The 17,110-nt window shown below is 37.2% G+C and carries 16 protein-coding genes; 5 read left to right on the top strand and 11 right to left on the bottom strand.

The window, feature by feature from the left end; all coding sequences use genetic code 11:
• Positions 1-21 precede the first annotated feature (21 nt).
• From CLV99_RS20535 to CLV99_RS20580, 10 genes are all read right to left on the bottom strand, one after another.
• Positions 22-657, bottom strand: coding sequence for a TerB family tellurite resistance protein (locus CLV99_RS20535; protein WP_133586389.1), 636 nt, complete (start codon positions 655-657; stop codon positions 22-24).
• A gap of 10 nt (positions 658-667) precedes the next feature.
• On the bottom strand, positions 668-1,312 hold the full coding sequence (locus CLV99_RS20540; RefSeq protein WP_133586390.1) for a hypothetical protein: 645 nt from the start codon (positions 1,310-1,312) through the stop codon (positions 668-670).
• An 88-nt stretch (positions 1,313-1,400) separates the two neighbouring features.
• On the bottom strand, positions 1,401-2,081 hold the full coding sequence (locus tag CLV99_RS20545; RefSeq protein ID WP_246032819.1) for a conjugal transfer protein TraI: 681 nt from the start codon (positions 2,079-2,081) through the stop codon (positions 1,401-1,403).
• A 5-nt stretch (positions 2,082-2,086) separates the two neighbouring features.
• Positions 2,087-4,531 (bottom strand): TraG family conjugative transposon ATPase, encoded by a 2,445-nt coding sequence (locus CLV99_RS20550; RefSeq protein WP_133586391.1) that lies wholly within the window; start codon positions 4,529-4,531, stop codon positions 2,087-2,089.
• A 48-nt stretch (positions 4,532-4,579) separates the two neighbouring features.
• Positions 4,580-4,909: a DUF4133 domain-containing protein gene (locus CLV99_RS20555; protein ID WP_133586392.1), complete on the bottom strand. Its 330-nt coding sequence runs from the start codon at positions 4,907-4,909 to the stop codon at positions 4,580-4,582.
• Positions 4,910-4,914: 5 nt separating this feature from the next.
• Positions 4,915-5,358, bottom strand: a complete 444-nt coding sequence (locus tag CLV99_RS20560; protein WP_133586393.1) for a hypothetical protein — start codon at positions 5,356-5,358, stop codon at positions 4,915-4,917.
• 2 nt (positions 5,359-5,360) lie between these two features.
• Positions 5,361-6,125, bottom strand: coding sequence for a hypothetical protein (locus CLV99_RS20565; RefSeq protein WP_133586394.1), 765 nt, complete (start codon positions 6,123-6,125; stop codon positions 5,361-5,363).
• Between the two features lie 15 nt (positions 6,126-6,140).
• Positions 6,141-6,476 (bottom strand): DUF4134 domain-containing protein, encoded by a 336-nt coding sequence (locus CLV99_RS20570; protein WP_133586395.1) that lies wholly within the window; start codon positions 6,474-6,476, stop codon positions 6,141-6,143.
• 145 nt (positions 6,477-6,621) lie between these two features.
• Entirely contained in the window at positions 6,622-7,083 is a 462-nt protein-coding gene (locus tag CLV99_RS20575) for a hypothetical protein (protein WP_133586396.1), read from the bottom strand.
• Between the two features lie 237 nt (positions 7,084-7,320).
• Positions 7,321-8,160: an RteC domain-containing protein gene (locus tag CLV99_RS20580; protein ID WP_133586397.1), complete on the bottom strand. Its 840-nt coding sequence runs from the start codon at positions 8,158-8,160 to the stop codon at positions 7,321-7,323.
• A gap of 184 nt (positions 8,161-8,344) precedes the next feature.
• Here CLV99_RS20580 and CLV99_RS20585 point away from each other — a divergent pair, with 184 nt between their 5' ends.
• The 5 genes from CLV99_RS20585 to CLV99_RS20605 all read left to right on the top strand — a co-directional run bounded on the left by CLV99_RS20585 (position 8,345) and on the right by CLV99_RS20605 (position 16,693).
• Entirely contained in the window at positions 8,345-8,941 is a 597-nt protein-coding gene (locus CLV99_RS20585; protein WP_133586398.1) for an RNA polymerase sigma factor, read from the top strand.
• Between the two features lie 85 nt (positions 8,942-9,026).
• Positions 9,027-10,208 (top strand): FecR family protein, encoded by a 1,182-nt coding sequence (locus CLV99_RS20590; RefSeq protein WP_133586399.1) that lies wholly within the window; start codon positions 9,027-9,029, stop codon positions 10,206-10,208.
• Between the two features lie 101 nt (positions 10,209-10,309).
• Complete coding sequence (locus CLV99_RS20595; RefSeq protein ID WP_133586400.1) at positions 10,310-13,822, top strand: SusC/RagA family TonB-linked outer membrane protein; 3,513 nt, start codon at positions 10,310-10,312, stop codon at positions 13,820-13,822.
• An 11-nt stretch (positions 13,823-13,833) separates the two neighbouring features.
• Complete coding sequence (locus tag CLV99_RS20600; protein WP_162850178.1) at positions 13,834-15,201, top strand: RagB/SusD family nutrient uptake outer membrane protein; 1,368 nt, start codon at positions 13,834-13,836, stop codon at positions 15,199-15,201.
• A 1-nt stretch (position 15,202) separates the two neighbouring features.
• Complete coding sequence (locus CLV99_RS20605; RefSeq protein ID WP_162850179.1) at positions 15,203-16,693, top strand: TlpA family protein disulfide reductase; 1,491 nt, start codon at positions 15,203-15,205, stop codon at positions 16,691-16,693.
• A 106-nt stretch (positions 16,694-16,799) separates the two neighbouring features.
• On the opposite strand, the gene CLV99_RS20610 is transcribed toward CLV99_RS20605, so the two are convergent.
• Positions 16,800-17,045, bottom strand: coding sequence for a hypothetical protein (locus CLV99_RS20610; RefSeq protein ID WP_133586403.1), 246 nt, complete (start codon positions 17,043-17,045; stop codon positions 16,800-16,802).
• Positions 17,046-17,110 lie beyond the last annotated feature (65 nt).

Genomic DNA, 17,110 nt, shown 5'->3' on the forward strand with positions numbered 1-17,110 from the left:
CCTTTAAAACAGTACAAAAAATCATTCTTTTCCTATATATTTTTTTGACGAACGGATGTTGTCCAGCTCCTTTTTCCGTTGGACTACGAGCATACTTGTATTGCTATTGAACTCCTTTAAAAAGGACAATCTATCCGCCATATCTTGGTAGATTTGATCAATGGCTTTCAGTCGCTCATCATCACTCATTCGGAGTTGGTTTGCTGTTAATATCATGGTTAGTTCATCCAAACTATTTATCGATTTTTTGAAAAGGTTACTATACACATGTTCCAAGTATAATATTTCTTCCATACGCAACACTTTACTGTCACGAAATCTGTTCATAGCCGATCTGTATTCCTTGACTATACGTAGTTGGTAATCGATTACACCAGCAACTTTACGGTAATTTCTAACTTCAGGACTAACAGTCAGCAGTCCATCCAAAAAGACTTTATGAACGCTAAAATTTCCCTCTGCAATATTCTTTACCGTATTGTATCCGCCAGAAAGAATATCATATCCTTTCTTCATATCGTCTAGGATCTTTCTGAACTGTGCTAGCTTGTCCACATTTAATAGTAACTGCGCTATTTCATCTTGCTGCGCTGATACCTTCAACTGAAATCCTATTCCAAGGGTAACTAGAATTATCGTAACGATTGATTTTTTCATGATATTCACTTTATTCCTGTACAACTCTACTTAATCTGATATTTCCCTTTTCTCTATTACGGGATATACTCAACATCACAGCATCTTGACCGAAGGATGTAATGAAAGTATAGATGTCTTTCATTTCTACATGCAGTTCTTTTATACGCTGAATACGTTGATCATCAGTCATCTCAATAGTAGCATTACTGACGATCATATTCAGCTCATCAACCATTAAACTACAGTCTCGGATAACACGCTCATACACGGTGTTTACATATCTGATTTCTTCGTTTTGTATCGAATGGCTTTTGGTCAGAATAGCCATATTTGTCTTATGAGATCGTAGTATAGCTTCGTACCAGGTTAAGATATCTACGCCACCTGCAAATTTTGTAATAGCCGGATTTACTGTCTTTAGTGAATTGAAATAATCTTTATGAAAGGTAAACTCTCCGTTTGTGATCGCTCCTATGGTGGTCAATCCCTTATTGTAAATTTCATATCCCTTACGAGCATATCCGATATATACACGTAGTGCCGCATTTTGATTAATCAGATATTCTCTTTGTGTTTTGTTCTGCCTGAACCACTCTTTGAACCAAGTCGATTGCGCAAAACTTAAAACAGGGAATGAACCTAATATGAGGAACATTATTATAAATATTTTCATAACTTACTTGCGTTTAAATTCCTTTATTTGGACTTCGCACATTCCTTCGTTGAGTCCATTTTTTTATCAATTTTCAGTTGATATGTTTTTACTCCAATCCATACATTCGTTTTACCAGCTGAATTTCATTATTCGTTTTCGCCCTTTGTAATCGGAGAATACTGTTTTGTGCATTAAACTGTTTCAGATCACTATAATTCTCATCCACCTTATCCGACACAGAATTGATGATCTCAAGTCGCTTAGCATCCGACATTTGAGTTCTAAAATTATTGACGATCATAGATAATTCGTTTACATTATTTAGGCTCTGTTCCAATATGCCAATGTATACCTTCGACATGTAGTCAATTTCTTCCGGAGTAAAATATGTATCATTCCTAATCGTTGTCCAGACTCGGGAATATTCCTTCGTCAACAGCAATTGTTTTTCCGAAATATCTTTGATCCTCTGATAGTAACTTATCAGCATCTTAACTTTTCGCAATTCGTCGAAATACTTCTGGTACTGTTCCTTTTGCCTGCCTGTCCAATCCGATATTTCATCCAGTTTTAATTTTGATAGAGTGTTTTCTAAAACCTTTTGGGCATTTTGTAACCAGATGACCCTATTCTGTTGCCGTTGGATCGCCAGGTCGGCAGCCCGTATTGCTTTCACCACAGCTGCCTTTATGATTTCGTAAATACCTGCATTTGCAGTAAGAGTTGGTAATGAAACCAGACTAATACCCAAAAAAAAGATCATGAAATAATTTCTAAGCTTTCTCATAACAGCTATTTTTTTTCTACCCTCTTACTTTGTTTGACCATTTCCTGTATTCCGAGCTCCATGCTATTATATTTCTTTGCATATTCCAGCACCTTAACACGTTCTTTACCTTCGGTAGTGTAGGCAAAATATTCTTCAGGAGACAGTTCGTTTTTAACCACCTTCATCATCTGACCGCCTACCTCAACATAGATTTCCCTGTTATCTTTGTTTACAGAGAGTAATATGGTTTTTCCTTTGGCTGACATACCAAGTGCATCCTGTAGCTTATCAAACTTGTTCACAAACTTTCGCATGTCCATACAAATTTTGATATCCGCATTGGCGATAATTGCCTCTTTTATAATAGGAGAAGAAATTAGGTCGTCCAACTCCTGTGTTACCACGATTGGAATACCGTTGAACTTTCGTATCGTTTTAAAGGCGTACTTTAAAAACTCCGCCATACTGCTTTTTGTAATCGCTTTCCATGCTTCGTCTATGCAAAGTATTTTACGTGTACCAGCCAGTTTCCGCATTTTAGAAATAAACAACTCGCTAATTAAAAGTGTCGAAACCTGAAATAAAATAGGGTGATCTTTAATATTGTCTAACTCAACGACCACAAATCTGGAATGAAGGATATCAAGTTTATCTTTAGCATTGAGCAGGTAGTCAAATTCTCCATTTTTGTAGTAAGGTCGTAATACGTATAGAAAATTGTTTATATCAAAATCTTTGTCTTTGACATTCATAGAGCGCAACAACTCTACATAAGTTGTCTGGAGATATTCGTAAAACGTATCGAAGCAGGGAAATATAGATTTGTCTTTTTGGAGAAGATCATAATATCCCTGTAGTGCATTGGAAAGCGCAACATACTCACTTCTGTTGTAATAATCTGTTTCCTGTTTCCAAAGTGCAACCAATAAGGCTTTAAGGCTTTCCTTTTTCTCCGTGTCTAAAGCAATTCCTTCTGGCAAATAAAAGGGATTAAATTTTATCGGGTCATGTTCCTCGTACGTCAGATAATATCCGCCCAATAGTTCACATAAACCCCTGTAGCTACCACCTATATCAATCACAACAGCGTGTGCCCCCTGATCATACAGACTTCGGAGCATATGATTGACTGTCATGGATTTCCCACCGCCGGAAGTACCTAATACTAGCGTACCCATATTGGAGGAGATACCTTGTTTGCGTGGTTTATCAAACAGATCTAAATAAACAGGACGACCAAAGCGGTCACAAAATCGAATACCTGTACTTACAGTTTCACTTTGGTAGTTTGTTTCATTAACCAAGAAACAGGAAGCCTGTTCTGCAAACGTATCAAATGTATCGTTTAGAGGAAGGTTTCCGGAATTGCCAGGAATACAAGACCAAAAAATCTGCGCGGCACCCCAAACTTCCTCTTTTGCGGTTGCATCAATTTTAGCAAGAGCGGTAGCAACCATACTTTTTCTTTTCTTAAGCTCTTCGTTATTATCCGCCCATACCATAATATTGAAATGCGCTTTTACAGGCAATCGCTGTTGTCCGATAGCTTCGTTTAGAAACTGATTAATAGCATCCCGATTTATAGTGTTGCTCCTGCTATAAGCAGATAGCGATTGCATCCGTACACGTTTGGTTTCAAATCTCTTTAATGTCAACTGAGGATCTTCGATTTTTATAAATTGATTATACACATGATTGCACGGCAATAGTAAACCTAGATTCGAAGCAAACCCTATTGGAAATTTTGTATGATCCGTACTGTATTTATCAAATGTTATTCTGCTGCCACAAAGAGCTGGTAGGTCTTCCGCATCAGCAAGTGTATAGAATTGACACTGTTTATTGCCAATCCGTATTTCATCTTTAAATTCGATATCCTGAATTAGTTTCTGAGCATCTGTATTCAAAAACATGTACCTTTCAAATAAACCGATTTTCTTATCATTACTCAAAAGTTCCTCAGTGCCTAACTGATGAAATTTAAAGTAACCACAGTCCTGCATGATCTTTTTAAATTGCCCACATACTTCAATAAAATTGTCTATTTCCTTTTTTTCCAACAGATGAGGAGGAATAAAATTTGGTCTGATTAAATTTGAAGTTATGCTGGAAATAGCTCTATCCGATACACATTTGGTCATAAACAAATAGCTCGTATGAGAAAGATAGGGTCGATTTTTAAAGTAGTCGTCAGCTGCATTCTGAAGAAAAGTAGGATTTTCCTGCCGCTCAGTTTGATATTGATCTTCGACAAACCAATCTTGTTTGTGTATTACGGTATTTTTTGGAAGCATTTTGATTGCTTTTATCCAATATTGGTGGATAGTCTCTAACTCGCCATCACTTAAGGTAAATATTTCTGGGAGCTCCAATTTAAAGCCAACAGTCACATCACCGGACTTATTGACAATACATCCTTCTTCATTAATATCATAGATAGGAAACAATTCCTGTAGCCACTTTTCCATACTCACTCATTTCTTTTTTATATATGATCTCTATGTTTTCAATTGGGATCATTTATTTCTATTTTGCAATTGGATAAACACATGCCGAGATTTACAACGGATTACTTTAGGCAATGACCGCTTTGCCATCACTTTCATTAATCCATGTTCACCATATGTATTGCTTAACTTTAGTATTTTGGTGAAGCCAACAACTCCAATAATCGCAACAATCATTATGGCTATATATTGGCTCAAGCCGATGATGAACAGCACGAAATAAACACCGATGAGCCCCAACAGCAAAAATGCCACATACCAGATATATTGCGCCTGTAAGCCTTTAAATTCAATACTTCTATTAATCCCCTTATTCATTTGATAAACGCTCGTCGCCATAACTATTAATAATCCTCTAGGTTTAATAAGAAATCACCGATCATACACTGCATCTGCACAGATAATTCATCGCTTTCCTTGCTTTTTTCGCAAAAAGGAAATTTATCTAATACCTCTTGACAGTGATCGACCAATCTGACAGCAACATACGTCAGAGTTCCTAATTCTGCCAGCTCCTTGTGTCGATTAGAAAAATACGATTGCAACAGACCTAAGATGTATTGATATCTGGAAGGTTTGAGATCAGCAGTCATTTCGTTTAAGCAAAGTTCTATGATCGCATGACTGGGTTTGTCCGTTTCAAGTAGTTTTAATGCAGTGGGCATGACCTTGCTTACCTTTTCTTCAAGATAAGTCACCACCGAATATTCATCCTGTAGTCTAAACATTAGATCTGGATTGTTGACAACAATAAAAGCCCAAAGGCTTTCTTTTAGTTTTTGGTACATAGTTATCTTATTTTTAGTTTTTTCTTGGCTTGTCTGATTTTTGTTTGTTCTTCTTTTTTCCTTATGGCATCAACTTTTGTCTTGATCCAATCGGCATCTTTGGGATAGACCGTCGCTATATTTCTGTTTGACTGTACATATTTATCTAAGTATTTTACTGGGGATTGCCTGTTTTTAATCGCTAATCCAACAGGGTCTAACCTAGATACAGCGGATATTCTTATCAGCATAGCATCATTAGGCGCATTCTCATAATCTTTTAAACTGATGCTCTCACCCGTTTTTTCCTGATAGAGACAATACAAATCTTCGCCCTTTGCATCTTTGGAAAATATATCCAAATCGATGTCTGGAAATTGCTTATTTTCACTTATCAGCTGATTTCTATTAATATTCACAGCGTATGGTTTGCCATTGATGCTTACAATAGGTATATTTCCCTTCAATCTTTCTATTATTCCCCGCTCTTGAACTTTCAATAACGTAATGGAAGAAAGGCTTTGCTGATCCATCCTGATTTTGTACATTTTTGCGATAGCATCCGGATCAAATTCGATAAGCGAAGGAAATTTTATAACTTCCATTGCAGTACTTTTTGAAGACGGATGTGCAATGTTTTTCGACACAGGATCGTAGCGGAAAGAATACTCACAGTTCATGTACATCATTTTATCGAGTGATATAGTATTATTGGGATTTGTTTTTTCTACCAATTGATCGCTTGCCGTATCGACAACAAAAGTTGTCCCCATAATCTCCATTTCCATACCTGTGAATATTTACTAAACCCCGAAAAAACTTTTAATGATTACCGATACTACAACCAAAAATATACAACTCCCGAACCAGCTTGCGGCGACTTTCGACGTATCTTGGTCGCCTTGACTCCATTTTGTATATACCTTAACAGCACCGATCAATCCGACGAGCGCACCTATTGCCAGCATCAGTTGAGTACCGACTTCAAAGTAACCTCGAACTTGTGTGTTTGCTGTCTGAATACCCGAACGTCCATCTTGTGCATACAACAATTCACCGACATGCACCATAGCTAAAAAAAGAACACATGCCTTCCATTTCACACAGTGGAATACTGCTTTCACACTCACTACTTTCATTTCTCACATTTTTATATTAAACACTTTCCTTTTTCTAAGCAAAAAATGAAGGGGCAACCATATCCTAACCCCACTTTCACAATTCCCAGGTTGCCCACTTCAAAAACTGACCACACGCTACCACCAACTACCTCAATCAACCAACTCAAAGCGTGCCGTCATCACTGTGCGATACATGATCCAACATCATCTCAACCTCATCCTCTTCCAGTTGTATCGCACAAATTTCGTTGGCATTATAGATGATAAAGTTGATTAGTGCGTACCGGAAAGCAGGCTTCTGTAGCCCAGAGTAGCTTCTGACCATATGGGATATTGCGTTCAACAATTCTGCTTTGGTCTGACCTTTTCCGCCTGCTTCCAATACGTCTTTTTTCAACATCTGCACCAATTCTTCCAGCTCCTTTATTTCGTTCTCTTCATCAGCGATTTCTTCATCAGGTATCTGAAGATCACTACCTACATTCCTTTTTATATCTTTCTCTGATCCTATAATTTTGGTAGGATCAATCTTAAACCTGATGATAATGACTGCGTAATAGATTACGATCGCTATGCCTAAAAAGAGCAGTAATTCCATCCATGAAATGTTTTCCAATAAATTCATCTTTTTATATCCTTTTGTCTGTTAGCAAAGTTGCAGGCAATTGAGAGTTAATATTTACACCTAAGATGTACCTACCAATTATTTTTTTGACAGCATGCAAATGGTATCAGGTAATGCTAATTGTGGTATTTTGTATCTCTACACCACGTATTTGGATAAGTCATTCAAATAGAAATAAAAAAAGAGTAGGATTTGGTAACTACTCTTTTTACTAAATAGATAACAAATGATTTTTTACTATTGTATATCCACTTCATCCATATAATTTTCAAGACTTTTTATGAGCGAATGTAAATAAGGCGTTCGGTCCTTTTTTCTGATTCTCATAGATTGAACCGAGCGGTACACATTTCCAAGATCGACTTCAAAAAGCTTCTCAAAGTTTTCGACTAGTTTTGCAAAACTAATGTGACCGTTATTAATGCTTTTGTTTGAATGAACTGCTAACAACAGCTCTATAAGGGCGGATTTTTTATCACTCCATTTTAAATTAATATTTTCCATCTTGTTGGGACGAATAAAGTATTCTCCATTTTCTACCATGTTGAGCGATAAGGTAACGTGATCGCGTAACAATTCATATGCCTGTATCATGGCTAACTTATAACTGAATACAGTACTAAATCGCAAATCAAGATCGAGCGAATATTCTGGATGGTTAGGTATAAGACTTAATGATCTTGTGAAGTATATGTGATCATTCTCCGTATAGTTCATTTTGTAGTAATTGTATAATGCACGGTGATGTTCGAAAAAATTAGCGTAGGTATAAAGTGTGTGCATGTGGTAGTGAAGCATTCCTTCTTTTGCGATAGGCATATTAGCTTCGAAAAAATACAACCCTTGATAATACATCAATTCACGCTGAAACTGTGGTTTGTAAACCTTAAAAAAGCTAATTTCTTCTTCAATATCATTAAAATCGTAGTGAAGAATAAAACTTTTCAAGTCCTTTAAATTTTCTTCAATCACGTTATAAGACCAGCAGTATCGTTGTAACTCATTTTCGGATTTTGATTGAACTACGTTCAATTCATTCAACATTTTATTATGTAGTGTATCGCAATACTGTTTCATAGATTTAATGTTTAGTGTTCAGAAAAAGTTTTTACACAAAGAAATTCTGTAACCAATTTATATACAAGTACAATATTTCGGCGTACCCTACTGTACCCTGTTAGTATTTCGCCACCTCTAAAGTGCTGAATCTATTGTAATTACAAATTATAATACAGTAATTTGTGTTACTAATAGATAAATTATGACGTATAGTGTCTATAGCGACAAGGAATTATTATTGAGATTGCAACAAGGTGATCATTCTGCTTTTGATATTATATACGACTTATACAAACGTAGGTTAGCAGGTAATTTGCTCAGGCTGTTGAAGTCCGACGAACTTGTAGATGATGTATTGCAGGAACTATTCGCCAATGTATGGCAGCATAGAAAAAATATTGATACCGACCGTCCCATTAAATCATACCTATTTCAGATTGGTAGAAATCTTTGTGTAGATATATTCAGAAGAGCAGCAAGGGATCAGGTCTATTTTCAATATCTTAAAGAAAATTTTGAGGAAGGTTATATGGTGCTGGAAGAAACGCTGATCAAAAATGAACAGCCCCAGTTATTGGAAAAGGCAATATCAACTTTAAGCCCTCAGCGGCAAAATATTTTCAGACTTTGTAGGTTAGAAGGTAAGTCCTATAAAGAAGTTGCCAAAATTTTAGGAATTTCAACAGCCACCATCAATGCACATATAACCATAGCGAACAAACAGGTTAGAGACTATGTGCTAAACAATAAAGATATTGTATATATCGCACTCACGGTATTAACAGCACAAGATATTTAAATCTATTTTATTTTTTTTCGTATTGGACTAATTGTTTTTTTGATCTCAAGCGTATTAGCTGATTAAAGGAGCAAAATAAAAAACTATGGCTAATACCGAGGATAGAAAAATAGAACTGTTCAAAAAGTATCTCAACAATGCGTACACGGATGACGAGCTGAGGGAGCTTTTGGATTATTTCGGAGAGAACGAAAGCAATTTATCCCTAAAAGAACGGATCGAAGAAGAATTGGCGAACGATCATTTTACCGATGTGCAGGAAAAGCGTATCGATAGCATATTGCAAAGGAATGATCCGATCATTAAAAATATTCCTCAACGCAAAAAAATCAGTACGGTGCGATTAGCCGCAGTAATCTCCATAGCGGCAATGTTGATCCTAGTTCCGATCTTTTCCATTTTGTTTATGAAGAAAGGCAGTACTGACACACATATTTCTACATCCAAGTATGGCGATGATATTTTACCTGACACTGTAGCCAAGCTGGTATCAAGTAGTGGGCAGCAGTTGTTGTTGGATGACTTAGGTGCTGACAGTATATTATATATAGACGGCATGCGTCTACAAAAGGATAGTGATGGTATGTTAACCTATTCCATCAGTCCTGAGAATAATAACAGTGAAAACTTATTGAATACGATACAGACAGCCTCTGGCGGTATGTATAAGATAAAATTAGCCGATCAAACAGTCGTAACGCTCAATGGCAGTTCTACTTTGAGATTTCCCGTTGCCTTTAATAGCCTACAGCGCAAGGTGATACTGACAGGAGAAGCTTTCTTTGATGTTGCGCACGAAAAGGATAAACCATTTATAGTTGAGACAAAAAATCAAGAAGTACTGGTGCTGGGAACACAGTTCAATGTAAAAGCTTATGCGGATGATAGGGAGACCTTGACCACACTGGCACAAGGTAGTGTGCAGGTCAATGATGTAAGCAATAGTAATTTTGTCAGGTTACAACCTGGGCAACAGAGTATACTCACAGGAGGTAAATTCAGTACCCGACAGGTCAATCTATTGGAGTATCTGGCATGGAAAGACAATATGTTCATCTTTCATCACCAGAAGCTAGGAACGATCATGAAGGAATTAGCACGCTATTACAATTTTGAACTAGACCCTAATTCCGTTTCTACTGATCAACTATTCTTTATTGAAATCAAAAGGTCAACCCGACTATCTGAAATTTTAGAATTGATGGAGGTTGTCTCGGATATAAATTTCGAAATCAAAGGAAGGAGGGTGAAAATAACAGAAAAATAAAAGCTATAAAGAAACCAGAGGTGCGACAACACCTCTGGCAAAGTAAGAATTAACAATTACCTCGACAGTAATTTAATATTAACCTTAACTAACACAAATGTATGAATAATTACTATTCATTGGTCGGCTATATAAAAAATCATATCCGACGAAAGAGCTACTTCAACCTAATGAAGATGAAACTCACGATTATTATATCGATACTTTTTACGCTACAATGCTTTGCCAAAGCAAGTGGACAGATTACGCTTTCTTTTCAGCAGGCAAATCTTGAGGAAGTGATTAGCAGTATACGACTACAAAGTGACTATAACTTTGTGATCAATTCGGCTGTAATAAAGGATGCACCAAGAGTTTCTGTACAGCTACACAATGCCACACTACAAGAAACATTGGATAAAGTATTGCTGCCTATCAATCTTAACTATACCTTCAAAGGGAAGTCCATTATCATCAGTAAGAAAGCTGAACGCACACAACCTAAAAAAGACCAACAACGCCCGATACATGGGCAGGTCACCGATAGCATAGGAAGACCATTGCAGGGTGTGACGGTTTCCGTTGGCCAGCAGGCTTTGCAAACGGTAACCGATCGTGACGGAAAGTTTCATTTTACGAATGTTGAAGAAGGAACGATGCTCACTTTTCGCTTACTTGGCTATGCCACTCAACAAAAGATAGCAACATATGGAGATAATAACATTATATTGAAAGAAGTACTTTCATCTATAACAGAAGTAAATGTTATCTCTACAGGTTTTCAGAGTATACCCAAAGAACGAGCAACGGGATCGTTTGAATTTGTAGACAATGAAGCTATCAACAGAAGGGTATCGACCAATGTCATTGACCGCTTGGAAGGGATTACGAACGGACTGCTCTTTAATCACAATCCCAAAGGTGCAGGTCTACGATCCAATATCAAGATCAGGGGCGAAAGCACGATCTATGCCAATGACAAACCTTTGATCATTCTGGACAATTTCGAATTTCAGGGCAATCTATCTGATATCAATCCCAATGATATCGAAAACATCACCGTACTGAAGGATGCCGCAGCAGCCAGTATATGGGGGGCGAAATCTGGAAATGGCGTAATCGTGCTGACGACAAAAAAGGGAAAGCTGGACAGCGCACCGAAGGTCGCACTGAACTCTAACGTCACGGTCGGCAATAAACCTGATCTATTCTATGGCAGGCAGCTTGGACCAAAGGAATACATCGAAATCGAAAAGTTTCTTTTTGCTCAGGGGTATTACGACAGTCAGATCATTTCTCCGCAAATGACCGCCTTGACACCAGCGGTAGAGCTGATGCTACAGAACAGAAACAATACACTATCTGATGATGAGCTGCAAAGACAGCTGACTGAACTAGGTCAGCACGATGTACGCAACGATTTTCTCAATCATTTTTACCGACAAAGCCAAAACCAACAATATGCGCTAAATATATCTGGTGGTGGAAGCAATAATAGATACTATATATCAGGAGGATATGACAAGAACTTAAATAGCCTGGTCAGAAACGATTATGAACGTGTCACGCTAAATGCCAATAACACGGTTAGCCTATTGAAAAACAAACTCGATATATCCACTGCTGTATACTATGCACAGACAAAGGATAGACAAAATAATACGGGTAGTGTAACCTTCGGGTTGACACCGATCCTCTATCCATATGCGCAGCTAGTGGATCAGCAGGGCAATGCGCTACCTGTTGACAAATTACGGAGGGAATATATAGAAAGCATGGCAGGTACTGGATTATTGGACTGGAATTACAGACCGCTGGATGAGATCAATCTTGCAGACAACAGTACGACAAATAGCCGTTATCTGATCAATCTGGGATTGAATTATAAAATACTGAAAGGTTTGGATTTTGATCTCAAGTATCAATATGGCAAGGGTACACTCAAAGGAAGAAACCACCAAAGTGAGGAGACATATTTCACCAGAAACTATATCAACCAATTTTCTTCCATCAATGCCAGTACAGGAGCCATCACCAGACCTGTACCGCTAGGTGGCATATTGGACTTACGGGATGAAGAAAATAAATCCCAAAATATCAGAACACAGCTCAATCTAAACAGATCATTTGGCACTGATCATGAGATCTCCGCCATAGCAGGTTTTGAGGTTTCGGATATAGGTAGAGATTGGCATACCAATCGGCTGTATGGCTACAAAGACGAGGTAACCAGTTTTGCACCGGTCAATCATATTACTTTCTTTCCCTACATTTACGGGACAACTAGCCAACGTATAGACAATGGACAAACGATCAGTGGAGTGACGGACAGATATCGCTCTTACTATGCCAATGCTTCATACACGTATATAGATAAATATACCTTGAGTGGCAGCGTACGCAGGGACGAGAGCAATCTCTTTGGTGTACGTACCAATCAAAAGGGCGTACCGCTCTGGTCTATTGGTGCGAAATGGGATCTGCACAAGGAAAACTTTTTTCAGGCGGACTGGATAGACAAATTATCCATCAGAACCACATACGGCTATAATGGTAATGTCGATAAGAATGTGACCGCATATTTAACAGGGTATACATTGCCGAGTAATGTTTGGGGCAATCCATACACCATTATTTCAAATCCGCCAAACGAGGATTTGAGATGGGAACGAGTACAGATGGTCAATTTTGGAGCAGAGTTCGCCTTGTTCAACAACAGGCTATCAGGAAATGTGGAGTACTTTACCAAGCGTGGCAAAGACATCATGGGGGATGCGGAGCTTGCCCCATCTACAGGGATGTCACGTTACCGTGGCAACTCCGCCAACATTAAAGGGCATGGTATGGATGTATCCATCACATCTAAAAATCTTATAGGCAATTTCTCCTGGCAGACCACAGCGATGTACAACAATACTTTCACTACGGTAAGCAAATACCTGATGGACTATACCACGGCAAGTGCATACGTAACAGATGGTATTCAAAACCCGATAGAGGATCGAGCATTATTCGCATTATACAGCTATAGATGGGGAGGTCTCAATAGTAGTGGTGATCCGCAGGGGTATCTGGACGGAGAGTTGTCTACCGATTGGAGCGGCATAGCCGGATCACAAGATATAGATCAGATCGTCTATCATGGCGCAGCTAATCCCACTCACTTTGGTAGCCTGATGAATACCTTTTCATACAAGAATATCACTTTATCTTTTAATATACTCTATCAGTTTGGTTTCTATTTTCGAAGACCAGCACTGTTGTACGCTGATTTATTGAGCAGAATTTCATTGGGCGATATTGAGTACAATGACCGCTGGCAACAGGCAGGCGACGAGAGCAGAACCCATGTACCTGCTATGGTGTATCCCACAGATTTCAATCGGGATAGTTTTTACACCCGATCAGAGATCATGGTCGAGCGAGGCGATCATATCCGATTGCAGGATATACAGCTCGGTTATCAGCTACCTGCCAAGTTTCTGCAACGGATGCCAATAGCAGGGATCGGTGTGTATGGCTACGCAAACAATCTCGGTATACTCTGGCGCGCGAATAAACACAGTATCGACCCAGCCGCCAGTGCCTATCCGATGCCTGCTACCTATGCAATTGGATTGAATGTTACATTTTAACCCCTATGACTATGAAAGCTAAACTTTACCTTATAACGATTACAATTTTATTACAGCTATCCTGTAGTGATGATTTTCTAAATGAAAAACCTCGAACATCATTGGTAGTACCACAATATGCAGCAGATTATTGGGCATTATTGGACAATGTGGATATTATGCAGTTTACTCTTCCACTTGGTCATTTATCTTCTGACGAATATTATTATCAAACAGCCACTTGGAAAGCACAGTCACCAACCTCAAGAAACAGTTATATATGGGCAAAAGATATTTATGAAAATGATGTCAGTGCATTTTGGAATAGGGTTTATCAACAGATATTTTATGCTAACTGTGTATTGGAAGGGATTGAGATTAACAGAAAAAAAATTAATGATAATGAATACAACCTTCTAAAAGGCTCTGCTTTATTCAGCCGTGCTTATGCTTTTTTTAATGCGGTACAGACTTTTGCCATGCCTTATAATGTGAACACGGCACAAAGTGATTTAGGCATTCCATTGCGTTTATCTCCTGATCTATCTATAGTTTCAAAAAGGTCGACAATACAGGAATGTTATGATCAAATTTTTAATGATTTGCTATCTGCGATAGAACTAGTTCCTACCCAAATTTCTGATAATAGAAGCCGTCCAAACAAACCTGCTGTGCTAGCACTACTTTCTAGGATCTATCTTAGTATGGCTAAGTACGACATGGCAAGTAAATATGCAGAAGATTGCTTACTTATATATAATCAGTTATTGGATTTTAAAACTTTAAACTTAACAGCCTCTACACCATTCACCAGAACTAACCCAGAAGTAATATATTATTCTTTTTTACACAACATAAGCATAGATCAAAATATGATGGTTGATGAATATCTTTTATCACTTTATCATTTAGATGATTTAAGAAAGCCTGCATTTTTCAGATCGAACCTACCAAATGCATACTACGCCAATGGATCATATACACATGGGTCTAGATATCACTTTAGTGGGCTGGCAGTTGATGAAGTCATGCTCAATTTGGCTGAATGCTACGCACGAGATAATGAATTGGGAAAATCAATGGAGCAGATAAACAGACTACTACGGTATCGCTATAAAAAAGATGGAAACGGAAATAGTACGTACACAGATCAAACTGCAAACGATAGAGAAACTGCTATAAATATTGTACTCGCAGAAAGAAGAAAGGAATTGATTTTTAGGGGTATTCGTTGGTTAGATTTACGCAGGCTTAACCAAGAAGCAGGCAGAGAAACTACATTAAGTCGTACGATAGATGGACAAACATATACTTTGTCCGCAAATAGCCCAAACTATGCACTGCCGATTCCGCAAAACGAAATCAATATATCAGGTATTCAACAAAATCAAAGAAATTAATATGATAAAATATATTATTATTGTCTTGCTGTCGATTCAATTTCAACACCAAGCATTCAGTAATTGTAATACGGTTATAGATAGCATAGGAGCCAATATTGAGTTTCGAAATCTTATTCCATCAAAATTTGATAGTATTCAAGTAAATTTTTGGGAAGATTACTTTATGGGCTCACCCTCGCAGACAATTTCCATTTCTAAAATATTTTCTGGAACTGATCCGAATTTTCGTTTGCATATTCCTAAAATGAACAGACCAGGCTATTTACAAATCATTGGTGAAAGTAATACTAAAAAGCAATTGCATGAACAGTTATTTTTAGTTGTACAAGGTGATCAAATCACAATCACAATACATCCAGATAGCCTATCTTTTATAGGAAATAGCACAAACAAATACATAATTGTCCAAAAGATAGGAGATCTAAAGAAAAAACAACAAGCTTATATTGATGATTTTAAAAGGCTAAATAATAAAGAGTTTTCCACATTTGCTGATGAATTGAATACATATTTCGAAGCCCCTTTAAATTTATATCTAAGTGAAAGGTTAGCATTGCTTGAACAAGAGAAAAAGAATTTACCTAAGCAAGTATACCGGACAATGAAAGCTAATTTAATTGGGCAAGAATATCACGAAAGGCATCAAAATTTCCTTAAAATGAAGAGCTATGGATTGGTTAGTGATAGTTCCCAATACAAGCAGTTTAAAGATATTTACAATGAAAATCTTGTACCATTGAAAAGTTACAATTTTAAAACTACAGACCTGTTATTTTCAGATGGTCGATTTTTAAGCTATTTATACCTTAAAGCACGATTAGATGTAGAATTCAAAATAGGTCTTCCAGACGAAGAGAAAGACTTGTTTTATTACTATAAAAAGAATTTCAAAGGAAAGCTTCGTGAAAAATTAATGGTAGATTTTTTGCTATGGGGAATCAAATATCTCAATGAGCATCAAGAATTTCTCATAAAAACACATGAATTTGTGAAAACACCATCTTATAAAAAAATATTAATTGGCTTAGAAAACAGACCCCAAATAAATGAACCAGCCTTTAACTTTAAACTGGAAGATACCAACGGAAATATCGTAACATTGGAGAGCCTTAGAGGTAAAGTGATCTTCATTGATTTCTGGTATACAGGATGCCAATGGTGTGCTGTTTATTATAACACACAGCTAAAGAATATAGAACATTATTTTAAAGATAATCCAAACATTCAGTTTATTACGGTCTCTATTGATCTTGATCGAGAGAAATGGATTGAGAGTGTAAATTCAGGGAAATACACCAGTAATGAAGTTCTTAATCTATATACTATGGGGATGGGTAGTAGACACCATATCATTAAGCATTATAGAATTAGAGGGTATCCACATCCTTTAATTATAGATAAGCAGGGAAGAAATTTACAATTGGAAGGTATTAGACAAATGGAAAAATCTGAATTGATAGCTTTTATTGAAGCCGCAATTAATAAGTAACGATTGCAATCAAATTGTCAAATACTAGGTTTAGTTCGATATGCTTATTTAATGAAGATATATCATAAAGGGTAGGATCCGAAAAATATCCTACCCTTGAATTTTATCATTTTAAATAAAACAATCCTGAAATAGGTACTCTTTCAGTTTCACTAACTTGAAGATAAGCGCAGGTTTGCTCAGGGAATGCTTCATTACAATCCCAATTTACACCTTTTTGTCCAGTAATTGGCGTATTGGATGTAGCATCAGGATAATGATCACCTGGTGCAAATGGTAAAGCACCAGCGATCGATGTACCTATAATAGCTGAACAGGCTATTGCCGTAAAGGCGATTTTGATCTTTTTCATGTTTCAAATTTTAGGTTGTTAAAAAATATTAGAAAGCATTTTGGACAGATGCCTTCAATCTGTAT

Origin of the sequence: Sphingobacterium yanglingense (assembly GCF_004363245.1) — a bacterium.
GTDB lineage: Bacteria > Bacteroidota > Bacteroidia > Sphingobacteriales > Sphingobacteriaceae > Sphingobacterium > Sphingobacterium yanglingense.